The sequence below is a fragment of the Amycolatopsis roodepoortensis genome (genome assembly GCF_014873915.1).
In the GTDB taxonomy this organism is placed as follows: Bacteria; Actinomycetota; Actinomycetes; order Mycobacteriales; family Pseudonocardiaceae; genus Amycolatopsis; species Amycolatopsis roodepoortensis.
In genome coordinates this window covers 662,509-681,076 of record NZ_JADBEJ010000005.1, presented here as the reverse complement: position 1 = coordinate 681,076, position 18,568 = coordinate 662,509, and the positions used below count along the sequence as shown (strand labels likewise).

General features: G+C 69.8%; 11 protein-coding genes. 6 read left to right on the top strand and 5 right to left on the bottom strand.

What is annotated here, in order from left to right:
• Positions 1-23: 23 nt before the first annotated feature.
• Both H4W30_RS22625 and H4W30_RS22620 read left to right on the top strand, forming a co-directional pair.
• Positions 24-3,020, top strand: a complete 2,997-nt coding sequence (locus tag H4W30_RS22625; RefSeq protein ID WP_192744685.1) for a DEAD/DEAH box helicase — start codon at positions 24-26, stop codon at positions 3,018-3,020.
• Positions 3,013-3,717: an SWIM zinc finger family protein gene (locus tag H4W30_RS22620; RefSeq protein WP_192744684.1), complete on the top strand. Its 705-nt coding sequence runs from the start codon at positions 3,013-3,015 to the stop codon at positions 3,715-3,717. The genes H4W30_RS22625 and H4W30_RS22620 overlap by 8 nt, the downstream gene beginning before the upstream one ends.
• Here the strand turns inward: H4W30_RS22620 and H4W30_RS22615 are convergent.
• Both H4W30_RS22615 and H4W30_RS22610 read right to left on the bottom strand, forming a co-directional pair.
• Entirely contained in the window at positions 3,705-4,703 is a 999-nt protein-coding gene (locus H4W30_RS22615) for an enoyl-CoA hydratase/isomerase family protein (protein ID WP_192744683.1), read from the bottom strand. The two genes, H4W30_RS22620 and H4W30_RS22615, sit on opposite strands and share 13 nt — an antisense overlap.
• Positions 4,704-4,756: 53 nt before the next feature.
• The gene (locus tag H4W30_RS22610; protein WP_192744682.1) at positions 4,757-8,101 is read right to left on the bottom strand and encodes a DUF3376 domain-containing protein; all 3,345 of its coding nucleotides are present in this window, start codon (positions 8,099-8,101) and stop codon (positions 4,757-4,759) included.
• A 153-nt stretch (positions 8,102-8,254) separates the two neighbouring features.
• Here H4W30_RS22610 and H4W30_RS22605 point away from each other — a divergent pair, with 153 nt between their 5' ends.
• Positions 8,255-9,910: a DUF885 domain-containing protein gene (locus H4W30_RS22605; RefSeq protein WP_192744681.1), complete on the top strand. Its 1,656-nt coding sequence runs from the start codon at positions 8,255-8,257 to the stop codon at positions 9,908-9,910.
• A 22-nt stretch (positions 9,911-9,932) separates the two neighbouring features.
• Here H4W30_RS22605 and H4W30_RS22600 read toward each other — a convergent pair whose 3' ends face one another.
• Together H4W30_RS22600 and H4W30_RS22595 are read right to left on the bottom strand one after the other, a co-directional pair.
• The gene (locus H4W30_RS22600; protein ID WP_192746765.1) at positions 9,933-12,386 is read right to left on the bottom strand and encodes a LamG-like jellyroll fold domain-containing protein; all 2,454 of its coding nucleotides are present in this window, start codon (positions 12,384-12,386) and stop codon (positions 9,933-9,935) included.
• A gap of 277 nt (positions 12,387-12,663) precedes the next feature.
• Entirely contained in the window at positions 12,664-13,173 is a 510-nt protein-coding gene (locus tag H4W30_RS22595) for an HAD domain-containing protein (protein ID WP_192744680.1), read from the bottom strand.
• 84 nt (positions 13,174-13,257) lie between these two features.
• Between H4W30_RS22595 and H4W30_RS22590 the strand changes: the two genes are divergently transcribed.
• The gene (locus H4W30_RS22590) at positions 13,258-14,841 is read left to right on the top strand and encodes an FAD-binding oxidoreductase (RefSeq protein ID WP_192744679.1); all 1,584 of its coding nucleotides are present in this window, start codon (positions 13,258-13,260) and stop codon (positions 14,839-14,841) included.
• Here the strand turns inward: H4W30_RS22590 and H4W30_RS22585 are convergent.
• Positions 14,816-15,739, bottom strand: a complete 924-nt coding sequence (locus H4W30_RS22585) for a LysR family transcriptional regulator (RefSeq protein ID WP_192744678.1) — start codon at positions 15,737-15,739, stop codon at positions 14,816-14,818. The two genes, H4W30_RS22590 and H4W30_RS22585, sit on opposite strands and share 26 nt — an antisense overlap.
• Positions 15,740-15,858: 119 nt before the next feature.
• Between H4W30_RS22585 and H4W30_RS22580 the strand changes: the two genes are divergently transcribed.
• Positions 15,859-17,241 carry a M20 family metallopeptidase gene (locus tag H4W30_RS22580; RefSeq protein ID WP_192744677.1) on the top strand — a complete coding sequence of 461 codons (1,383 nt, stop codon included), beginning with the start codon at positions 15,859-15,861 and terminating at the stop codon, positions 17,239-17,241.
• On the top strand, positions 17,241-18,515 hold the full coding sequence (locus H4W30_RS22575; RefSeq protein WP_225949825.1) for an MFS transporter: 1,275 nt from the start codon (positions 17,241-17,243) through the stop codon (positions 18,513-18,515). Before H4W30_RS22580 ends, H4W30_RS22575 begins: the two co-directional genes overlap by 1 nt.
• The last annotated feature ends 53 nt before the right edge of the window (positions 18,516-18,568 follow it).

Here is an 18,568-nt window from a genome sequence, read left to right as displayed (position 1 = left end):
GACCAGACCGCGGAAGGAGGACCATGTCGCCACTCGTCGTGCACGGCCTGTGGTCCCGTGGCCGCGGGATCGTGCTCTGGGGCGAGCACGGCGACCGCCCGGCGACGACGTCGATGCGGCCGTCGAGCGCGGCCCGGCCGCATCCGTTCGCCGCGTCGGTCGCGGATCTGACCGCCTTGCACCCCGGCAAATCGGCGTCGGCCGTCCTGCTGCTTCCGTCGCGGCGCGGCGGCCCGGTCGCCTCGCCCGAATCGGGCGTCCGCGGTCGTCCGCACCAGGAGCTGACGCTGGAACCCTGGTCGGTGCCCGCGCTCCTGGTCGACCCGTCGGAGCTGGAGGACCTGGCCGAGACGGTCGGCTACGGCACCTCGGTGCGCCATCTGCGCGCAGTCGTCCGGCTGGCGGACGATCTGGTGCGCCGCGGCCGGGTGCTGCCCACGCTCGTCCGCGACGAGATCGTGGCGCGGGCGCGCTGGCGGCCTGTGGCCAGGGGCGGCGACGCGGTCGCGGTCCGGGCGCTGATCGCGGCCACGCCGCCGGTCGGCCGGGCCGAACAGCCCGGGCCGGATCCGGCGGCGCTCGTCACCGACGCGCTCCACACCCTGGTCGACGCCGCGGTCCGCGATCGCCTCGCCGCCGCCGGGCACGTCACGGAAAGCGATGGCCGCGAGGGCCCGTTCGGATCGTGGCTCCACGCGCTGAAGAGCGCGGACGACCGGATCGGCCAGGCTCCGGGCCGCATGGGGATCGTCGCCGAGGGCATCGCCGACTGGGACGCCGTCGGCGACACCGATCTGACCGAGGGCACCGTCTGCTTCCGGCTCGACGAGGTTCCCACGCTGCACGGCCCGGCCGACGACCCCGACGACCAGACCGGCGACGGGACGAAGTGGCAGCTGCGGTTCCTCCTGCGCTCCACCGCCGATCCGAGCCTCCTGCTCCCGGCGGAAGACGTCTGGTCCGGCAAGGCCGGCGCCAAGTTCACCGATCCCGAGGGCCTGTTCAGCGCGGAGCTGGAGCGCGCCGCCGGCGTGCTGCCGCTGCTCGGCCCCGCGGTCGAGGTGGAGAAGCCGGGCATCTACGACCTCACCGTCGCCGAAACCGTGGAGTTCCTCGACGGCGGCGCGGACCGGCTGGTGGCGGCCGGATTCGACGTCCAGCTTCCGGCGAGCTGGGGCGGCAGGCGCAAGCTCGCGCTCAAGCTCTCGGTCCGCGGCGCGCCGGTCGACCAGGCCGCCGTGCACCGCCTCGGCCGTCACCAGCTCGCCTCCTACCGCTGGGCGCTCGCGGTCGGGGAGGACGCGCTGACCGACGAAGAACTCGCCGGGCTTGCGGCCGCGAAGTCGTCACTGGTCCGGTTGCGCGGCCGCTGGGTGAGCGTGGACCCCGAACTGCTGCGCGCGGGTCTCGAATACCTCCGCCGTGACCCGGACCGCGAGAAGCCGCCACTGCCCACCCCGGCGGACCTGCTGGCGTTGCTCCGCGGCGGCTTCGAAACGCCGCTGCCGGTCACCGAGGTCACCACCGACGGCTGGATCGACGACTTCCTCGCCGGCCGGGTCCAGCGCACGATCGAGCCGGTCGAACCGCCGCCGACGTTCCTGGCGACCCTGCGGCCGTACCAGAACCGCGGTGTCGCTTGGCTTTCGTTCATGACGTCGATCGGGCTCGGGGCCTGCCTCGCCGACGACATGGGGCTCGGCAAGACCGTCCAGCTGCTCGCGCTCGAAGCGATCGAGCGGGCTCAGGCCGACCGGCGGCCGACCCTGCTGGTCTGCCCGATGTCGCTGCTCGGGACGTGGCAACGGGAAGCGGCGAAGTTCGCGCCAGAACTGCGTGTCCACCTCCATCACGGCGCCGATCGGGGCCGCGTGCGGACCGAGGGTGCGGATCTGGTCGTCACCACCTACTCGACCGCCGCCCGCGACGCCGACGAACTCGCGGCCATCCGGTGGCACCGGCTCGTGCTCGACGAGGCGCAGGCGGTCAAGAACCAGAACACCGGACCCGCTCAGGCCCTGCGCCGGATTCCCGCCGGGCACCGGATAGCGCTGACCGGGACCCCGGTGGAGAACCGGCTCGCCGACCTGTGGGCGCTTTCGGATCTGCTCAATCCCGGCCTGCTCGGGGGCAGGCAGGAGTTCCGCGAGCGGTTCGAGGTGCCCATCGAGCGCCGGGGCGATCTCCCCGCGGCCACCGAGCTGCGGCGGCTGACCCGGCCTTTCCTGTTGCGACGCCTCAAAACCGATCCCACCGTGCTCGCCGATCTTCCCGAGAAGATCGAGATCCTCCAGGAGTACCGCCTCACCCGTGAACAGGTGACGCTGTACCGCGCCACCGTGGACGAGATGATGACCAAGATCGCCGACAGCGCCGGGGTCAAACGGCGCGGCAACATCCTCGCGGCGATCACCAAGCTCAAGCAGATCTGCAACCATCCCGCGCATCTGCTGCACGACGGCTCGCCGATCGGGCACCGTTCCGGCAAGGTCGACCGGCTCGAAGAGCTGCTGGCGGAGATCCTGGACGCCGGTGATCGCGCGTTGTGCTTCACCCAGTTCGCCGAATTCGGGCACCTGCTCGTACCGCATCTTTCGCATCGGCTGAACGCGAAGATCGCCTTCCTGCACGGCGGCCTTTCGCAGCGACGCCGCGACTCCATCGTCGAGCACTTCCAGTCAGGCGACGGCCCGTCGATCCTGCTCGCGTCACTGAAGACCGGGGGAGCGGGGCTGACGCTCACCGCGGCCACCCACGTCCTGCATCTCGACCGGTGGTGGAATCCGGCGGTCGAGGAGCAGGCCACCGACCGCGCCTTCCGGATCGGGCAGCGGCACAGCGTCCAGGTGCGGAAGTTCGTCTGCCCCGGCACCATCGAGGAGCGGATCGACGCCGTCATCACGAAGAAGGAGGCCCTGGCAGGCCTCGTCGTCACCGACGGGGAAGACTGGCTCACGGAGCTGTCCACCGATTCGCTGCGGGAAGTCTTCGCGCTCGGACGGGAGGCGGCCGGTGACTGACGGATTCCGCCGGGCACTCGGCGAACTGGATGTCCACAAAGGACTGGTACCGCCCTGCCGGGTCGACACGCTCACGATCGGTCCCGGTGCCGCGGTCGCCGTCGTCCGGGTGACCCGGCAACGGTTCTACGAGGTCCGCATCGGGCTGCCGACGTTCGGCAAGCAGGTGTGGACGGCGGTCGTCGCCGCCATCGTCGCGGACGAGGCCACGAGGACGGCCTTGCTCGACGGCCGGGTCCCGGACGACATCGATCGCTTCTTCGCCGCCGAGCAGGTGCCCCTGTTCCCCGAGGCGGCGTGGGAGCTGTCGCTGGACTGCACCTGCCCCGGCACCCGCGTTCCCTGCGATCACCTCGTCGCCGGGCTGATCGCGCTCGAAGAGGAGGCGGACCCGTTCGCGATCTTCGCGCTCCGCGGACGCGACCGCACGGCCTTGCTCGAAGAGATCGGACGGCAGGCGGGCGCCCGGGTGACCGCGCCGCCGGCGGAGGCCGAGACCCCAGCGCTCGACGAGGTGATGGACGACTTCTTCGGCTGGGGCCCGGCCGGCGACGTCACGAACACTCGACGGCCGCGGGCCGGGGACCCGTTGGGACTGCTCGACGAGGTCCCGCCGCTCAAGGCCACAGTGGACGGGACCTCGGTCACCGCCCTGCTGCGGCCGCTCTACCGGGCGATCACCGGTCAGGCGAAGTAGGCGCCGACGAGCTCGTCGTCCACTTCGGACAGGGTGGCGGGGGACCACTTCGGGGAGCGGTCCTTGTCGATGATCTGCGCTCGGATTCCCTCCGCGAACTCGGCGGTCGAGAGCGCGTGGGTCGAGATCCGGAGCTCCTGCGCCAACGCGGTTTCCAGATCGGGCATCGCGGCGGCGGACCGCAGCGCCCGCAAGGTCACCTTCAGCGCGGTCGGCGACTTCGCCTCGATCTCCTTGGCCGCGGTGGCAGCGGCGTCGCCCTCGGCGTGAAGCCTGGCCAGGATCTCCTCGACGGTGTCCGCCGCGTAGCACCGATCGATCCAGCCGGCGTCCACGGCCAGCGTGCTCGGCGGCGCGGGTTCGGCGATCAGCTCCAGCGCGTCGTCCGGCGTGCGGGCCGCCAGCGCGTCGAGCAGGTCCGGGGTCCGTTCGCTGGGCACGAAATGGTCGGCGAGTCCACAGTGGATCGCGTCGGGCCCCGAGATCGCCCCGGCGGTGAGCGCCATATGCGTCCCGAGTTCACCGGGCGTGCGGGACAACAGGTACGTGCCGCCGACGTCCGGGACGAAGCCGATCCCGGTCTCGGGCATGCCGACCCGGGAGCGTTCGGTGACGATCCGGTGGCTGCCGTGCGCGGAGACGCCGACCCCGCCGCCCATGACCAGCCCGTCCATCAGCGCGAGGTAGGGCTTCGGATAGCGCGAGATCACGGTGTTGAGGCGATATTCGTCGGCCCAGAACCGCAGGGACGCGGCGCCGCCACCGCGGGCGTCCTCGTAGATGGCGCGGATGTCGCCGCCCGCGCAGAGCCCGCGATCCCCGGCGCCGTCGATCAGCACTGCGCGGACACCCGGGTCGGTGCGCCACGCTTCGAGGTGGTCGAGCATGGCGAGGACCATGCCGTGGTTCAGCGAGTTCAGCGCACGCGGCCGGTTCAGCGTGATCCGGCCGATTCCGCTCTCGACGAGGAATTGGACGTCGTTCACGAAGCCACCCTAAAAGTAGGACGTCCGACCATGTGGAGCTTGTGGCGTACGCCTCAGCGTTCGCGCCGGGCCTCGGACGACTGCGCGGACGGCGGATCGGGGAAGTACCTGGTCAGCATGATCGTCTCCCACGCGATCGTGAGGTAGAGAATGCCAGCGGCCGCCCAGCCGGTCAGCGGATCTCCGGGCCAGAACAGCACGGACGCCAACGCGGTCAGCGTCGCGGCGAGGAGCGCCGGGAGGAGCGCGGTGAGCCCGACGAAGGTGAGCCGCCGTCCGCGTCCGCTCCGGATGCTGATGGCGGTGACACCCCACAACGAGACCAGGACGCTCGAAGCACTCAGCACGCCGACCCAGACGGCACGGGCCCACGGCCCGAACTCCCAGGGCAGATCGGCGTCCCGCAGGAGCAGGCCGAGGCCGAGCAGGTACAGGAGCAAGCCCAGCGCGAACGTGGCCACTCGGCGGAACGGGGTCGCGCCGCCTTTGTCGGTCAGGTAGTGCCAGCAGAAGTACCCACCCGCGAAGCCGATACCGATCGTCAGGAAGAGGTGGCCGGGCAGGCTGAACCATTCGTCCGTGGCGACGGACACCGCGCCCCACGCCAGCAACCCCGCGGCGACGCTCAGCAATGGAGCGAGGAAGCCGATCAGCAGCGGCGGCACGACCATGGGCTTGGCCAGCGCGAACAGCGTCCGCCCGAGTTTGGCGCCCTTGCTCCTGCCCGCCGGCTGGATCGCGCGCCACGTGACCAGGCCGAGCCGGAGCCCCGCCCGCCGGAGATGGGGGCGTTTGAAGAGCACGCGCATCGTCTCCGCGCCGACCTTCCCCAGCACCTGGGCCTTGTCCGAGAGCCGGGCGACCGACGTCCCGGTCGCTTCCTTGAGCTGCTCGGCGGTCGGCGGGACGTCGCCGTTGTTCCGCAGTTCGGCCAGCCCGGTGAGCAGCGGGATCTCCTGTTGCAGGATGTTCCAGTGCAGCCAGGTGGTGAGCAGGATCGGGAGTTTGTGCCGGACGTTCGCCGGGGTCACGCCGAGTGCTTCCCATGGCCCGATGAGACCCGCCAGTTCGGGACGCGCTTCGAGGTCGTCCGAGGTCTTGCCGAAGACATGGACGTAGTGCTCGGCGTAGAGCTGGCGGAGCCACTCGACGAGTTCGGTTTCCCCTTTCGCCTGCAGGCGCTCGCTCCGGGCGACGACGTCGACCAGCGAGCACGCCGCGTCGAGACGGCCCCAGGTCCAGTCGTTGAGCCGCCAGCGCGAGGACAGGAAGCTCGCGAAGTTCATCAACTGGTTGCCGCTGAGTTTGCGCTCGACCCGCTGGACGTCGTCGACGGGCTCCTCGGCCAGCAGGATCGGCTCCAGTGGGCTCTTGGCGATCGCCGACATGGCGTGCACCCGGATCCGGCTCGGCTCGGAGAGCGGATCGGGGCGGAGCGGGCCGATCAGGATCTCGGCCACGGCGAAGACGTCGAGGGTCCGCGCCAGGTCGATGCACGCCGCCTCGTAGAGCGCCGCGAACCCGGGAACCTTCGCGCGTTCGCCCAGTTCGGCGACCAGGTCGCCGGCCAGTCCTCCCACCCGGTTCCAGATCGGGGTGAGGAACGGCTTCGGGAAATCCGGCTCGACGGGCAGCAGATCCGCTTGGACGGCGTGCTCGGCGACATCGGCGATGACGCAGCACCAGCTTTCGCCGGGGAGAAGCCCGCCCGCGGCGTCGATGAAGCAGGAGAGCCGGCGGCAGGCGGCCATGACCCAGGGCAGGACCTCGAAGTCCGGCGAGCCGCCTCGCAAGAGCAGCCGATCCCGGCAGGCGAGGAGGACTTCGCAGGCGAAGCGGGTCTCATAGAGTTTGTCGCGGATCGAACTGAGCGCGTCCTTCTGGCCATCGTCCAGGCTTTGCCCGGCTTCGATGGCCTGGACCCAGTCCAGCACCAGCGCGACGGCGCGGGCGGGCGCCAGCAGGGAGCGGAACCACGAGACGGTGAGCCTGTCCGTGCCGGGCACGCGGACGAGGTCGGCGACGGCGGGACCCCGCAGGAGTTCGAGGATCGGAGCCGCGGCCCGCCCGGAGGTGAACGTGCGGCTGTCGGGGATCGGCAGGGGATCGGGGCCGGTCAGGGAGATCGGATCGTCGACCAGTCTCGCCAGCCGGTCGGCCTCCACGGACGCCACGGCCTCGGCATAGCGGGGCATCAGTTTCCGTCGTGCCCTCTTGCCGGGAAGGTTCGCCAGGCCCGGGTCGCAGGGAAGGCCTCCGGCGGTGCCGTGCAGCCGTTGCGCGGACGTCCAGGCGTCGCTCAGTTCGGCCGCGTCGTCCAGCAGGGTCTCGCTGTTCATCTTGGTGCGGATCAAGGCTTTCACCACTCGCGCCAGCCGGGCGAGCGAACCCTGTTCCTTGCTGTTGGCGGGAAGTTTGGCCGGGGTCGGGGGAACCGGCTGCAGATAGAGCAGCCAGCGGTCGACCGGCGCTTGCGCGGGCGCGCCGGCCACGGCGCGGATGGCCCAGGAGAGCGGGATGTTGTCGAGGACTCCGCCGTCCATCAGCTGCGCCTGTGTACCGCCCGCGTCCGGAACGCCGGTCTCGCTGCAGGTGCCGACGGCGTCGAGCCACGGCTTGCCGTCGACGATCTCGGGACCGGTCACCGTCAGCCTCGCCGGTTCGAATGCTCCGGGGAACGACGACGTCGTTCGCGCGGCATAGGCGAGCCGGTCGAGATGAGCCGTCGAACCGGCGGGGAAATCGCTGAAGATCGGGTGCGCGACGCCGCATTCGGTCCGGTAGTGGCGGAAGGCGAGGTGCGCCTGTGACCAGCTCGCGAGCAGGGCCTGCCCGACGGAAGGACGCAGGTATTCGTTGCGGGGGAACAATCTCGTGGCCGTGAGGATCAGGCGGACGAGACGGGGTGAGTCGTCGGTGCGTAAGCGGCGGCACGTCGAGGTGTCGAGCAATTGTTTCAGTTGTTCCGAGAGCCTCGCGTAGAAACCGCCGTCACCGTCGAGCAGGGACGGCGGTATCCCGTGCCCGGGATGCCGGGTGAGCAACTCGAGATCGCCCAGTTTGAGCCAGATGTCGCGAATCCCGTCGTCGAAACGCATTCCGTAGACGAGATGACTAGCGAGCAGGGCACCGTTGAGCCCGCCCGCGCTGGTGCCGGCGATGACGTCGACATCGACATGCTCGTAATCGGCGACCGCGAGGATTTTCCGGTAAATGGCGCGCTGGGTGATATCCCGTGCGGTCACCGCGTCCGGCGCCGCCTGGGAACCGTCGGCGGAGCGGAGCGCCGTTATTTCCCGGCAGGCGCCGCCCATCCATACGGCGAGGCTGACACCGCCACGCATACAGAGAGCCAGGCGGAGATCGCGCGGACGTGCGGAAGAATTCGTGGTGGTCATCGGTGCCTCCCTGCGAAGAGGTCGGCGTATCCGGAGAAGGGGTTACCCGGATACGTGACCGATGAGCTGTCGTGACGTTCTCGACGCCGATTCGTTTTTGCGAGTGCGAACATCTGCGGGCGGACGCCGCGCTGATTCTGGTAGTCCTCGGATATGAGCGAACAGCCCACAGCGGCGGAGCTTGCCGACGAACTCCTCGACGTCCTCGCGGCCGAAATGCCCTTGATGGCGACCTTCGACAACGTCCCGGGACACGATCACGAGCTGCGGGACGTCTCGGAGGCGGGTGACGACCGGCTGAGGGAGCGGGCCGTCCGCATCGCCGGGCAGGCCGCCCGGTCCACGGATCCGGACCGGATCACTCTCGCGGTGATCGCCCACCACGCCGAATCGTTGCTGACCAGGCTGGACTCGCGGCTGACCGAGTTCGTCGTCGCCGACCAGATGGCCGCTGAAGGGACCGGGGTGCTGTCCTGGCTTCCGCAGCTCGCGCCGTCGGGGGAGCAGGCGGAAGAGGATTACCTGGCCAGGCTGGCGGCGTTCCCGGAGTTCTTCGCGGCGCTGGCCGACCGCCACCGCGCCGGGGTCGCGGCGGGCCGGACCCCGGTGGAACGGGCGGTGCGCGGCGCGATCGACCATGTCGACCGGTTCCTGGCCGCCGAGCCCAACCCGCTGCTCGTCCCGCCGCTGACCGGCGACCGCGCGCAGCGACGACAGCGGTTGTTCACCGAGGAGGTGCGGCTGGCACTCATCGCCTATCGCGAGGTGCTCGCCCGCGAGATCGCCGGACACGGCCGTCCCGACGAACGGCCGGGTCTCTGCTGGCTGGACGGCGGCAAGGAGAGCTACGCGGGCCTGGTCAAGACGCACACCACGACCGGGATCTCGCCGGAGGAACTGCACGAGACCGGTCTCGCGCTCGGCCGGGCGCTGGACGACGAGTACCGGCGGCTCGGTGCGGCCGTGTTCGGCGAGTACGACCCCATCGCGATCCGGCGGCGGATGCGCACCGATCCGTCGCTGTGCTGGCGGGACGCGGACGAGATGATCGCGACCGCGACGGAAGCGGTCGCGCGGGCCACCGCCGCCGCGCCCGGCTGGTTCCGCCGGATGCCGTCGGCCGAATGCGTGGTGCGGGCCGTGCCGGAAGCCGACGGGCCCTCCGCCGCGCAGGCGTACTACATGCCGCCGTCGGCCGACGGCACCCGGCCCGGCGTCTACTACACCAACACCTACCGGGTGACCGAACGGTTCCGGTTCATCGCCGAGCCGGTCGCTTTCCACGAAGCCGTTCCAGGGCACCATTTCCAGGCTTGTGTGTCCTATGAGCTGGAGGACGTGCCCCGGCTGCGCAGACTCGTCCCGCTCTCGGCCTTCGACGAAGGCTGGGCGCTCTACACCGAGCGGCTCGCCGACGAAATGGGTCTGTACTCCGACGACGTCATGCGGCTGGGCATGGTCGCCGAGGACTCCCTGCGCGCGGCGCGGCTCGTGGTGGACACCGGACTGCACGCGCTGGGCTGGACCCGGCAGCAGTGCGTGGACTACCTCGCCGAACACTGTGTGCTCAGCGACGTGGAGGTGCAATCCGAGACCGACCGGTACATCGAATGGCCCGGTCAGGCCCTGTCGTACATGACGGGCAGGCTGGAAATCCAGCGATTACGCGCCTTCGCCGAGGAGCAGCTGGGCGAGGCCTTCGACATCCGGGATTTCCACGACGTCGTGCTGAGGAACGGTCAGGTGCCGCTGCCCGTGCTCGACGGCATCGTGCGGGAGTGGGTGGACCGCACGCGGCGCCGGGAGTGACCCCGACGCCGCGTGTCCTGCCTTAGTCGCGCTTCGCGAGCGTCGCGACTTCGGCGTCGGTCAGCGGCCGGTCGTAGAGCCGGACGTCGTCCACCGCGCCGCGCAGGAAGTCGACCTGCTGACCGCCGTACTGGCCGCGGCCGATCACCGTGTGCCCGGTGCTCGGTGCGGCGGAGCAGGCGTTCTGCGCGGCGACCTTCTTGCCGTCGACGTAGAGCGACAACGTGCCCGCCTTGGCGTCGCGGACGCCGGTCAGGTGGTACCAGCGACCGACCTCCGGCTTCTCCGGGGACAGGGCACGGAGACCGATGAAGCTCATCGCCCACCGCTGGTCCTGTCCGGAGTACTGCAGGAAGAACGCGCTGTCGCGGCCGGTGTCCTGGCTGACGACGGTCTGGAACGCGCCGCCGGCCTCATCCAGCTTGGCCCACGCCGAAACCGAGTAGCTGCCGGCCGTGTTGACGAGATTCGTCCCGGTGTCGGCCTGCCCGTTGCCCGCGAAGGCCAGCGCGCCACCCTGGACACCGCCTGCCCACTGCGCGTTGGTCAGCGTGGCGTGCGCGGTGCCGACCGAGTCCTTGGCGCTGGATCCGGTGCCCTCGTCGAACTTGTAGGCGTGCACGCCGTCGATCCCCGGAGTGCCGGGGCCCGGGTCCGGAGCGCCGGAGCCGCTGCCGTCGGCGTTGCGGATGATCGCCTGGTTGACCGCGCGCACCTGCGCGAAGTCCATCTTCTTCACCTGCCTGTCGTAGGTGAAGAAGCCGTTGACCTCGTGCTCGACGTCGGTGATCTGCGTGTAGATCGAGCCGCTGATACCGCAGCTCTGCGCCGACGCGAGCACGTCGCGCTGGTTCTGGACGTAGCGGCTGTTCAAGGTCGCCTGGTCCTTGACCATCTCGTAGGCGTGGCCTTCGCCGAACCACATGTGGTTCTCGACTTCGAGGCCGTAGCCGCCGTGTTCGCCGTCGATCGAGATCCGCTTGGCGTCGGGCATCGGCTTGGCGGGGCCGGGGTAGGCGTGCCAGTCGATGACGTCGCCCTTGCCGGAGTCGCCGAGGGAGTCACAGCAGTTGACGCCGCTGTGCGCGTTGACCAGCCGCGTCGGATCCTGGGCCTTGACGTCGTCCGCGATCTTGCCGGTGATCTCGCGCGACCACTCGCCCCAACCCTCGTTGAACGGCACGTAGCCGACGATCGAGGTCCAGTTCTTCTTCTGCTCCACCAATTCCTTGAGCTCGACCTGGAACTGCCGCTGGGCGTCGGCGGGCGGCCGTCCGCCGGTGCGCATCGACGGCATGTCCTGCCAGACGAGCAGACCGAGTTTGTCGGCGTGGTGGTACCAGCGGTCGGGTTCGGTCTTGATGTGCTTGCGGACGGTGTTGAAGCCGAGGACCTTGTGCTGTTCGAGGTCGAAGCGGAGCGCCTGATCGGTCGGCGCGGTGTAGATGCCGTCCGGCCAGTAGCCCTGGTCCAAAGTGGACTGGAGGAAGAGGATCTTTCCGTTGAGGGTGAAGCGGAGCTTGCCGTCGGCGCCCTTGGCGGTGCCGAATTCGCGCATGCCGAAGTAGGACGACACCTTGTCCACGGTGCGGCGGCCGTCCTTCAGTTCGACGTCGAGGTCGTAGAGGAACGGCGAATCCGGTGACCAGAGCTTCGCCTGGGGCACGGGCAGGGAAATCGTCCCGCCAGCGGACGCCTTGGTGCGGCTCACCACCTTCCTGCCATCGCGGACCACGGCCTCGACGGTGAGCCCGGAGTTCCCACCGGTGTCGACGGTGAGCTTGAGCGTCGAGGATTTGAGATCGGGCACCATGCCGAGCGTGCCGATGTGCTTCGCCGCGACCGGCTCCATCCAGACCGTCTGCCAGATGCCCGAGGCACCCTCGTAGAAGATCCCCCGGTCGGGAACCAGCCGTTGCTTGCCGACGGGCTGCCAGGTCGCGTCGGCGCGATCCTCGACGCCGACGATGATCTCTTGTTCGCCATGGGGTTTCAGCGCCGAGGTCACGTCCGCGGAGAACGCGCCGTAGCCGCCTTGGTGCGCGGCGACCTCCTTGCCGTTGACGTAGACCTTCGCCTTGTAGTCGACGGCGCCGAAGTTGATCCGGAGCGTGTTGTCCCTGCCGACGTTCCAGTGCCGGGGCACGGTGAACGTGCGCCGGTACCACATGAAGTCCTCGTGCCGCTGGATCCCGGAAAGCGCCGACTCGGTGGGGTAGGGGACCAGGATCTTCTCGGCGAGCTTCTCCCCGAAGGGCGGGACCTCGCCGGGCGCGGCGCCGGCGAACTCCCAGACCCCGTTGAGGTTCTGCCAGTTCTCGCGCACCAACTGCGGCCGTGGGTACTCGGGCAACGCGTTGGTGGGCGACACCTGGTTCGTCCACGGGGTGGTCAGGCGTGGCTTGCCCATCTTCCAGCCGCTCTCCGCGGCCGTCGCGGCCCCCGACGTCAACGCCAGGGCGGTTATGGCGACCACCGCGGCGGTCAGGGGCTTCCGGAAGCGTCTCGGCCTCCGGGGACGTTGTGACAACGTTGGCAACATCTGCTCGACACCCTTCTCCGGGGGCGGCCGCCTCGGCGGAGGTGCGCCTCCCACTGGACTTGTGCAGGCGTGAAACCACGACCCCGTGGCCGGGGGAACCGGTGTGAGCCGGGCCACGGCTGGCCGTCAGGATGTTTTTACATCGTTGATACAACGTTGTAAAGCGTCGAAGGCCTCGAATCGGTCCTGGGCGGGAGAGCTGTCCTGTGTGTCAGGAGTGGCGGGATTCCCGCAGCCACTCGCCGAGTTCGAGGTAGTCGTCGCCGGTCAGGCCGTGCCGGGGATCGACGCGGTGCAGCAGGGCGGGTCCGGCGTGGTGGGCGGACACCCATTCGCGGTCGATCTCGGAGATCTCGTCGTCGACCCAGGCGAACGGACGGCCCCGGGCGTGCTCCAGCAGGGGCCGGATCTTCCAGTGCAGGCCGATGCGGGCGTCGACCTCGTCACTTTCGGCGGGTTCCGGCCAGTCCACGACTGGGAGGCGGGGCAGGCCGAGCCTGGGGGCGAGGGAGTCGTTGGCGTCGTGCAGCCACGTCGTGGCCCAGACGAGTTCTCCGGGGAGCGCCTTCAGGCGCGCTCCATGCGAGGGATCGAGCCTGCCGAGAAGCGGATTTTCGTCGTCTCGTGGCGAGGGGTCGAACAACGGGTAGCGGGAAGGTTCCAGTCCGAACGGGATCAGCGGGCCATCGACATCGAGGTAGATCAGGGGGCCTGGTGCCACGTCGGCACACGTTAACGGTATTCGTTGACACGATAACTGACCGATAAGTAACTTACTGGGGAGTCAGATCAACCGGAGGCGACGATGCCGACCGAAGAGCGGTCTTGGTGGGGCTGGGGCACCCTCGACGGCGAACTGTCCCGCGAGGAGTCCGACGCGCTGGTGGCCCGCACCTCCGGTGTGCTGCCCGGTCACGACTTCACCGACCACGCCCCGCCCGACCCGGCGGACCTCGGCGTCCCGGCATCGCGGATCCGCCCGCCCGCGACGCTCGCCGCGTTGTGCAGCGACGTACCGGCCGACCGGCTGTCCCACGCCCGAGGCAAGGCGTTCCGCGACGTCGTCCGCAATCTGCTCGGGCAGGTCGACCACGTCCCGGATCTGGTCGCCCGCCCGCGTACGGAGCAGGACGTCGTCGACCTTCTCGACTGGTGCACCGCTTCCGGTACGCCGCTGATTCCTTACGGTGGCGGCAGTTCCGTGGTCGGCGGGGTCGAGCCGCGGTTCGACGGCCCGGCGGTCTCGATGGATCTGGCCGGCCTCGGCGACGTGCTCGAAGTGGACACGGTCAGCCGCGCGGCGCGGATCCAGGCCGGGATCTTCGGGCCGGCGCTGGAAGACCGCCTTCGCCCGTTGGGGCTCACCTTGCGGCATTTCCCGCAGTCATTCGCCCATTCGACACTCGGCGGCTGGCTCGCCACCCGCGCGGGTGGGCATTTCGCCACGCTCGCGACGCATATCGACGATCTCACCGAATCGCTGCGCGTCGTCACGCCCGCCGGGATCAGTGAATCGCGACGCCTGCCGGGCTCGGGCGCCGGACCTTCGCCGGACCGGATGTTCCTCGGTTCCGAAGGCACGCTCGGCGTGATCACCGAAGCCTGGATGCGCCTGCAGGACCGGCCGGTATGGCAGGTGACCGCGTCCGTCGCCTTCGAACGGCAGGAAGACGCGGTCGCCGCCACCCGGGCGATCGCGCAGTCCGGGCTTCATCCGTCGAACTGCCGGCTGCTCGACCCGGCGGAGGCGTTCATCAACGCGGGCGCGAGTGTGGGCGGAGGTCTTCTGCTGGTCGCGTTCGAATCCGCCGACCACCCGGTCGACACCTGGCTCGACCGTGCGCTGGAACTGGCCGCCGGTCACGGTGGTGTCGTGAAAGCCAGGCGCGGCAAGGAATCCACGGGGAAGGACAGCGCTTCGACGTGGCGGTCGTCCTTCCTGCGGATGCCCTATCAACGTGACGCGCTCGCCCGCCGGTCGCTGATCGTGGAGACCTTCGAGACCGCCTGCACCTGGGACGGCTTCCCGGAGTTCCACGACGCGATCATCTCGGCGGCACGCGCCGCGATCGACGAGGTGTGCGGCGGCGCCGGTGTCGTCACGTGCCGGTTCAGCCACGTGTACCCCGACGGACCGGCGCCCTACTACGGGATCTACGCCGCCGGGCGCTGGGGGAGCACGGTCGCCCAGTGGGACGAGATCAAGACCGCGGTCTCCGAGGCGGTCGAGGGCCACGGCGGCACGATCACCCATCACCACGCCGTCGGCCGCGATCACCGGCCCTGGTACGACCGGCAGCGTCCCGCACCGTTCGCCGCGGCGCTCGCCGCCGCCAAATCCGCGCTCGACCCGGCCGGGATCCTCAATCCCGGGGTTCTGATCGGCTGACCGGCGGGCGGACGAACGACGTCAGCAACGCGGTGAACCGCATGGCCGCCAACGACAAGGTCCGGCCCGCCATGGTCTGCACCTGGGCTTCGCGTTTGCGGAACACGGCGTTGTCGAGCAGCACGTAGGCGACGCCCTCGGTGGCCGCGTCCTGCTCGATGTCACCCAGGCCGCCGACGAGCGCGATCCCGCCGCCGCAGCGGACGAACTCGTACTTCGGGCTGAGTTCGTTGCACTCCAGCACCGGATGGGCGGCGAGATTCTCGATCCGGGCGGCGATGTCGAACAAGTCGCGCAGGCTCTGGCCCGGCGCCGGGAGCGCGAGCGGATACCGGCACAGTTCGGCGAGCCCGACGGAGTCACGGCTGGTCAGCGGATGATCGAGCGGGACGATCGCGTACACCGGGACGACGACCGCGCTCTCGACCCGCACCCCGTGCTGGGGCCCCGTCGCGAAGGTGACGGCGACGTCGGCCGCGCCTTCGAGCACCCGCCGGGTCGCCTCGTTCCTGGTGACGACGTCGATGTGGAACGTGACGTCGTGCTCGCGCCGGAAGGCCGCGATCGCCTGCGGGACCACGCGGCGGGCGAACCCCTCGGAACAGGCGACCGTCAGGGACCGGGCGTGCAGGCCGCGGCCGGTGCGGAGTTCGTCGACGAGGACGGCGGATTCGGCCTCGCTGCGCCGGACGTGGTCCAGTAGCCGGGTCCCGGCCTCGGTCGGCACCATGCCGCGGGGATGCCGGACGAACAACGGCACCCCGAGACCCGCTTCGAGTTTGGCGATCTGGCGGCTGATCGCCGAGGGCGCCACCGTCAGTTCCGTCGCCGCCTCGGACACCGAGCCGGTGCGCGCGACTTCGAGGAAGTACGTCAACGCGATCGGCAGTAGTCGCATCAGATCTCCGCAGGTTTGCCGCAATGAGAACGCGGAGCACGGTAAACGGCAATGGTCAGGGTGCGCAAACCGACTTACGCTCCATTGGACACCCGTCGAGCGAATCGGGAGACAACGCGGTGATCCCTGCAGAACTGGTCGCGAAAGCCCACGAGCACGTCGATTCCGGAGCGTTCTTCGCCGAACTCGCCGAGCTCGTCCGGTATCCGACCGTGAGTGATCATCCAAGCGACCGCGTTGCCATCAAGGCATACCTCGACGAGGTGCTGGCCCCGGCGCTCACCGCGCTCGGCTGCTCCGTGGCGATCCATCCCAATCCGGACCCCGCCGGCGGCCCGTTCCTGATCGGCACCCGGATCGAGGCGCCCGAGCTGCCGACACTTCTGTGCTACGGCCACGCCGACGTCGTCGACGGGCACGAGGGCCGGTGGAGCGACGGCCGGGACCCGTGGACGCTGACCGCCGACGGCGAGCGCTGGTACGGTCGCGGTTCGGCGGACAACAAGGGGCAGCACCTGATCAACCTGACCGCGCTCAGGCTGCTCCTCGCCGAGACGGGTTCGCTCGGGTTCAACCTCAAGTTCCTGTTCGAGACCGGTGAGGAAATCGGCTCGCCGGGCCTGGACGAGTTCGTTTCGGCGCACCGGGAGGAGCTGAGTGCCGACGTCCTCATCGCGTCCGACGGCCCACGCCTGGACGCGGCGACGCCGACGCTGTTCCTCGGCGCGCGGGGCAGTGTCCGGATCGCCCTCGACGTCGATCTCCGTCCTGACGCCTACCACTCGGGGAACTGGGGCGGCGTGCTGCGCAACCCCGCCACGACCCTCGCCGGGGCGATCGCCTGTCTCGTCGACGGGCACGGCCGCGTCCAGGTGCCGGAACTCCTGCCGCCCGAGCTCCCGGACAGCGTCCGCGCGGCGCTCGCCGGACTCGAGATCGGCGACAAACCGGGCGACCCGGCGCTGGACGCGGGCTGGGGTGACACCGGGCTGACCGCGGCGGAGCGGCTGTACGGCTGGAACACCCTCGAAGTCCTCTCGCTCGGTGCCGCGGACATCGACCGGCCGGTCAACGCCATCCCCGGCCGCGCGAGGGCGATGCTGCAACTGCGCTACGTCGCGGGCACCGACGTCGACGGGGTAGGCGAGGCGATCACGAAACACCTTGCCGCACAAGGGTTTCCCATGGTCGACGTCACCGCCGACGGCAGTTTCCGCGCCAGCCGCACTCCGGTCGACGACCCGTGGGTGGGCTGGGCGAAGAGCGTCCTCGACGAGGTTTCCGACCGGCGAGTCGCGGTCCTGCCGAGCTTCGGCGGGGGACTGCCGAACCACGTGTTCACCGACCTCCTCGGCCTTCCGACGCTGTGGCTGCCGCACTCCTATCCCGGATGCCTGCAGCACGCGCCCGACGAACACCTGCTCGCGCCCATCGCCCGTCAGGGGATCGTCCTGGCCGCGGCACTGTTCCACGCGCTCGGACGGCGCGGCGGGGAGGAATGATGAGCGAGCGGACGGTGGCGAGGCCGCGCACGCCGTCGTCCACGCGGCGGGCGATCGCCGCCGCGACCATCGGCAACGCGCTCGAATGGTTCGACCTCGGCGTGTACGCGCTCATGGCGGCCTACATCGGCAAGACCTTCTTCCCTGGCGGGAACGCCGCCGTCCAGCTCGTGCAGGCGTACGCGGTCTTCGGCATCACCTTCCTCGTGCGTCCGCTCGGCGGTCTCGTACTCGGCGCCTACGCCGACCGGTTCGGCCGCAAGAAGGCGCTGGTGCTGACCATCTGGCTGATGGTCGCCGGGACGTTCCTGCTCGCGGTGATGCCGGGCTACGCGACGATCGGTTTCCTCGCCCCGGTCGGCGTGATCGTGGCGCGGCTGATCCAGGGCTTCGCCGCGGGCGGCGAATTCGGGGCGGCCACGTCGTTCCTGATCGAGCAGGACGATCGCCGCAAAGGCTTCCTCGGCAGCTTCCAGTTCGCCAGCCAGGGTTTCGCGACCCTGATGTCCGCCGGGTTCGCCGCCGGGCTGACCGCTGCGCTCAGTGCCGACGCGATGACGTCCTGGGGCTGGCGGATCCCGTTCGTCTTCGGGCTGCTCGTCGGCCCGGTCGGCTACTACATCCGGCGCCACGTCGACGAACCCGGGACCACGAAGGAGGAACACCCGAAGTCCACGCCGGTCCGGTCGCTGTTCCGCTTCCAGTGGGGCGGCCTGCTGATCGCCGGGGGTGCGCTGGTCGTCTCGACCTCGCTGAACTTCATCCTTCAGTCGCTGCCGACGTTCGCGATCAAGAACCTCGGCCTGGACGACTCGCTGTCGTTCGTCGCCCTGATGATCACCGCCGCGATCCTGACCGTCGTGACGCCGATCGTCGGACTGCTCACCGACCGGCACGGCCGCATCAAGATCATGATCGGCGCTGCGGCGGTGATCGGGGCCGGCGTGGTGCCGCTTTACCTGTGGGTCACCACCTCGCCGTCGTTCCTGACCCTCACGATCACGATGACGATCCTGGGGTTGCTGAAGGCGACCTACTTCGGCGCGCTTCCGTCGGTGATGGCGGACGTGTTCCCGGCGCACACCAGGGCGACAGGGCTTTCGTTCGCCTACAACGCCACCGTCGGGATCTTCGGTGGATTCACGCCGACCATCGCGACCGCGATGATCGGTGCCACCGGATCCCCGGTTTCGCCCGGTTACTACCTTTTGGCCACCGCCTCGTTGAGCATCGTCGCGCTGGTCGCGGCGAATCGGCGGCGCGGAATTCGCTGAAGTCGACGTTTGTGTCCAGAGTGGACGGATGGCGGGACCTTGTTCGGGGTTCG

Excerpts from the sequence above, each read along its gene's own strand:
- H4W30_RS22625 (WP_192744685.1), top strand. The coding sequence starts at position 24 with ATGTCGCCACTCGTCGTGCACGGCCTGTGGTCCCGTGGCCGCGGGATC.
- H4W30_RS22610 (WP_192744682.1), bottom strand. The coding sequence starts at position 8,101 with ATGACCACCACGAATTCTTCCGCACGTCCGCGCGATCTCCGCCTGGCT.
- H4W30_RS22605 (WP_192744681.1), top strand. The coding sequence starts at position 8,255 with ATGAGCGAACAGCCCACAGCGGCGGAGCTTGCCGACGAACTCCTCGAC.
- H4W30_RS22590 (WP_192744679.1), top strand. The coding sequence starts at position 13,258 with ATGCCGACCGAAGAGCGGTCTTGGTGGGGCTGGGGCACCCTCGACGGC.
- H4W30_RS22585 (WP_192744678.1), bottom strand. The coding sequence starts at position 15,739 with ATGCGACTACTGCCGATCGCGTTGACGTACTTCCTCGAAGTCGCGCGC.
- H4W30_RS22575 (WP_225949825.1), top strand. The coding sequence starts at position 17,241 with ATGAGCGAGCGGACGGTGGCGAGGCCGCGCACGCCGTCGTCCACGCGG.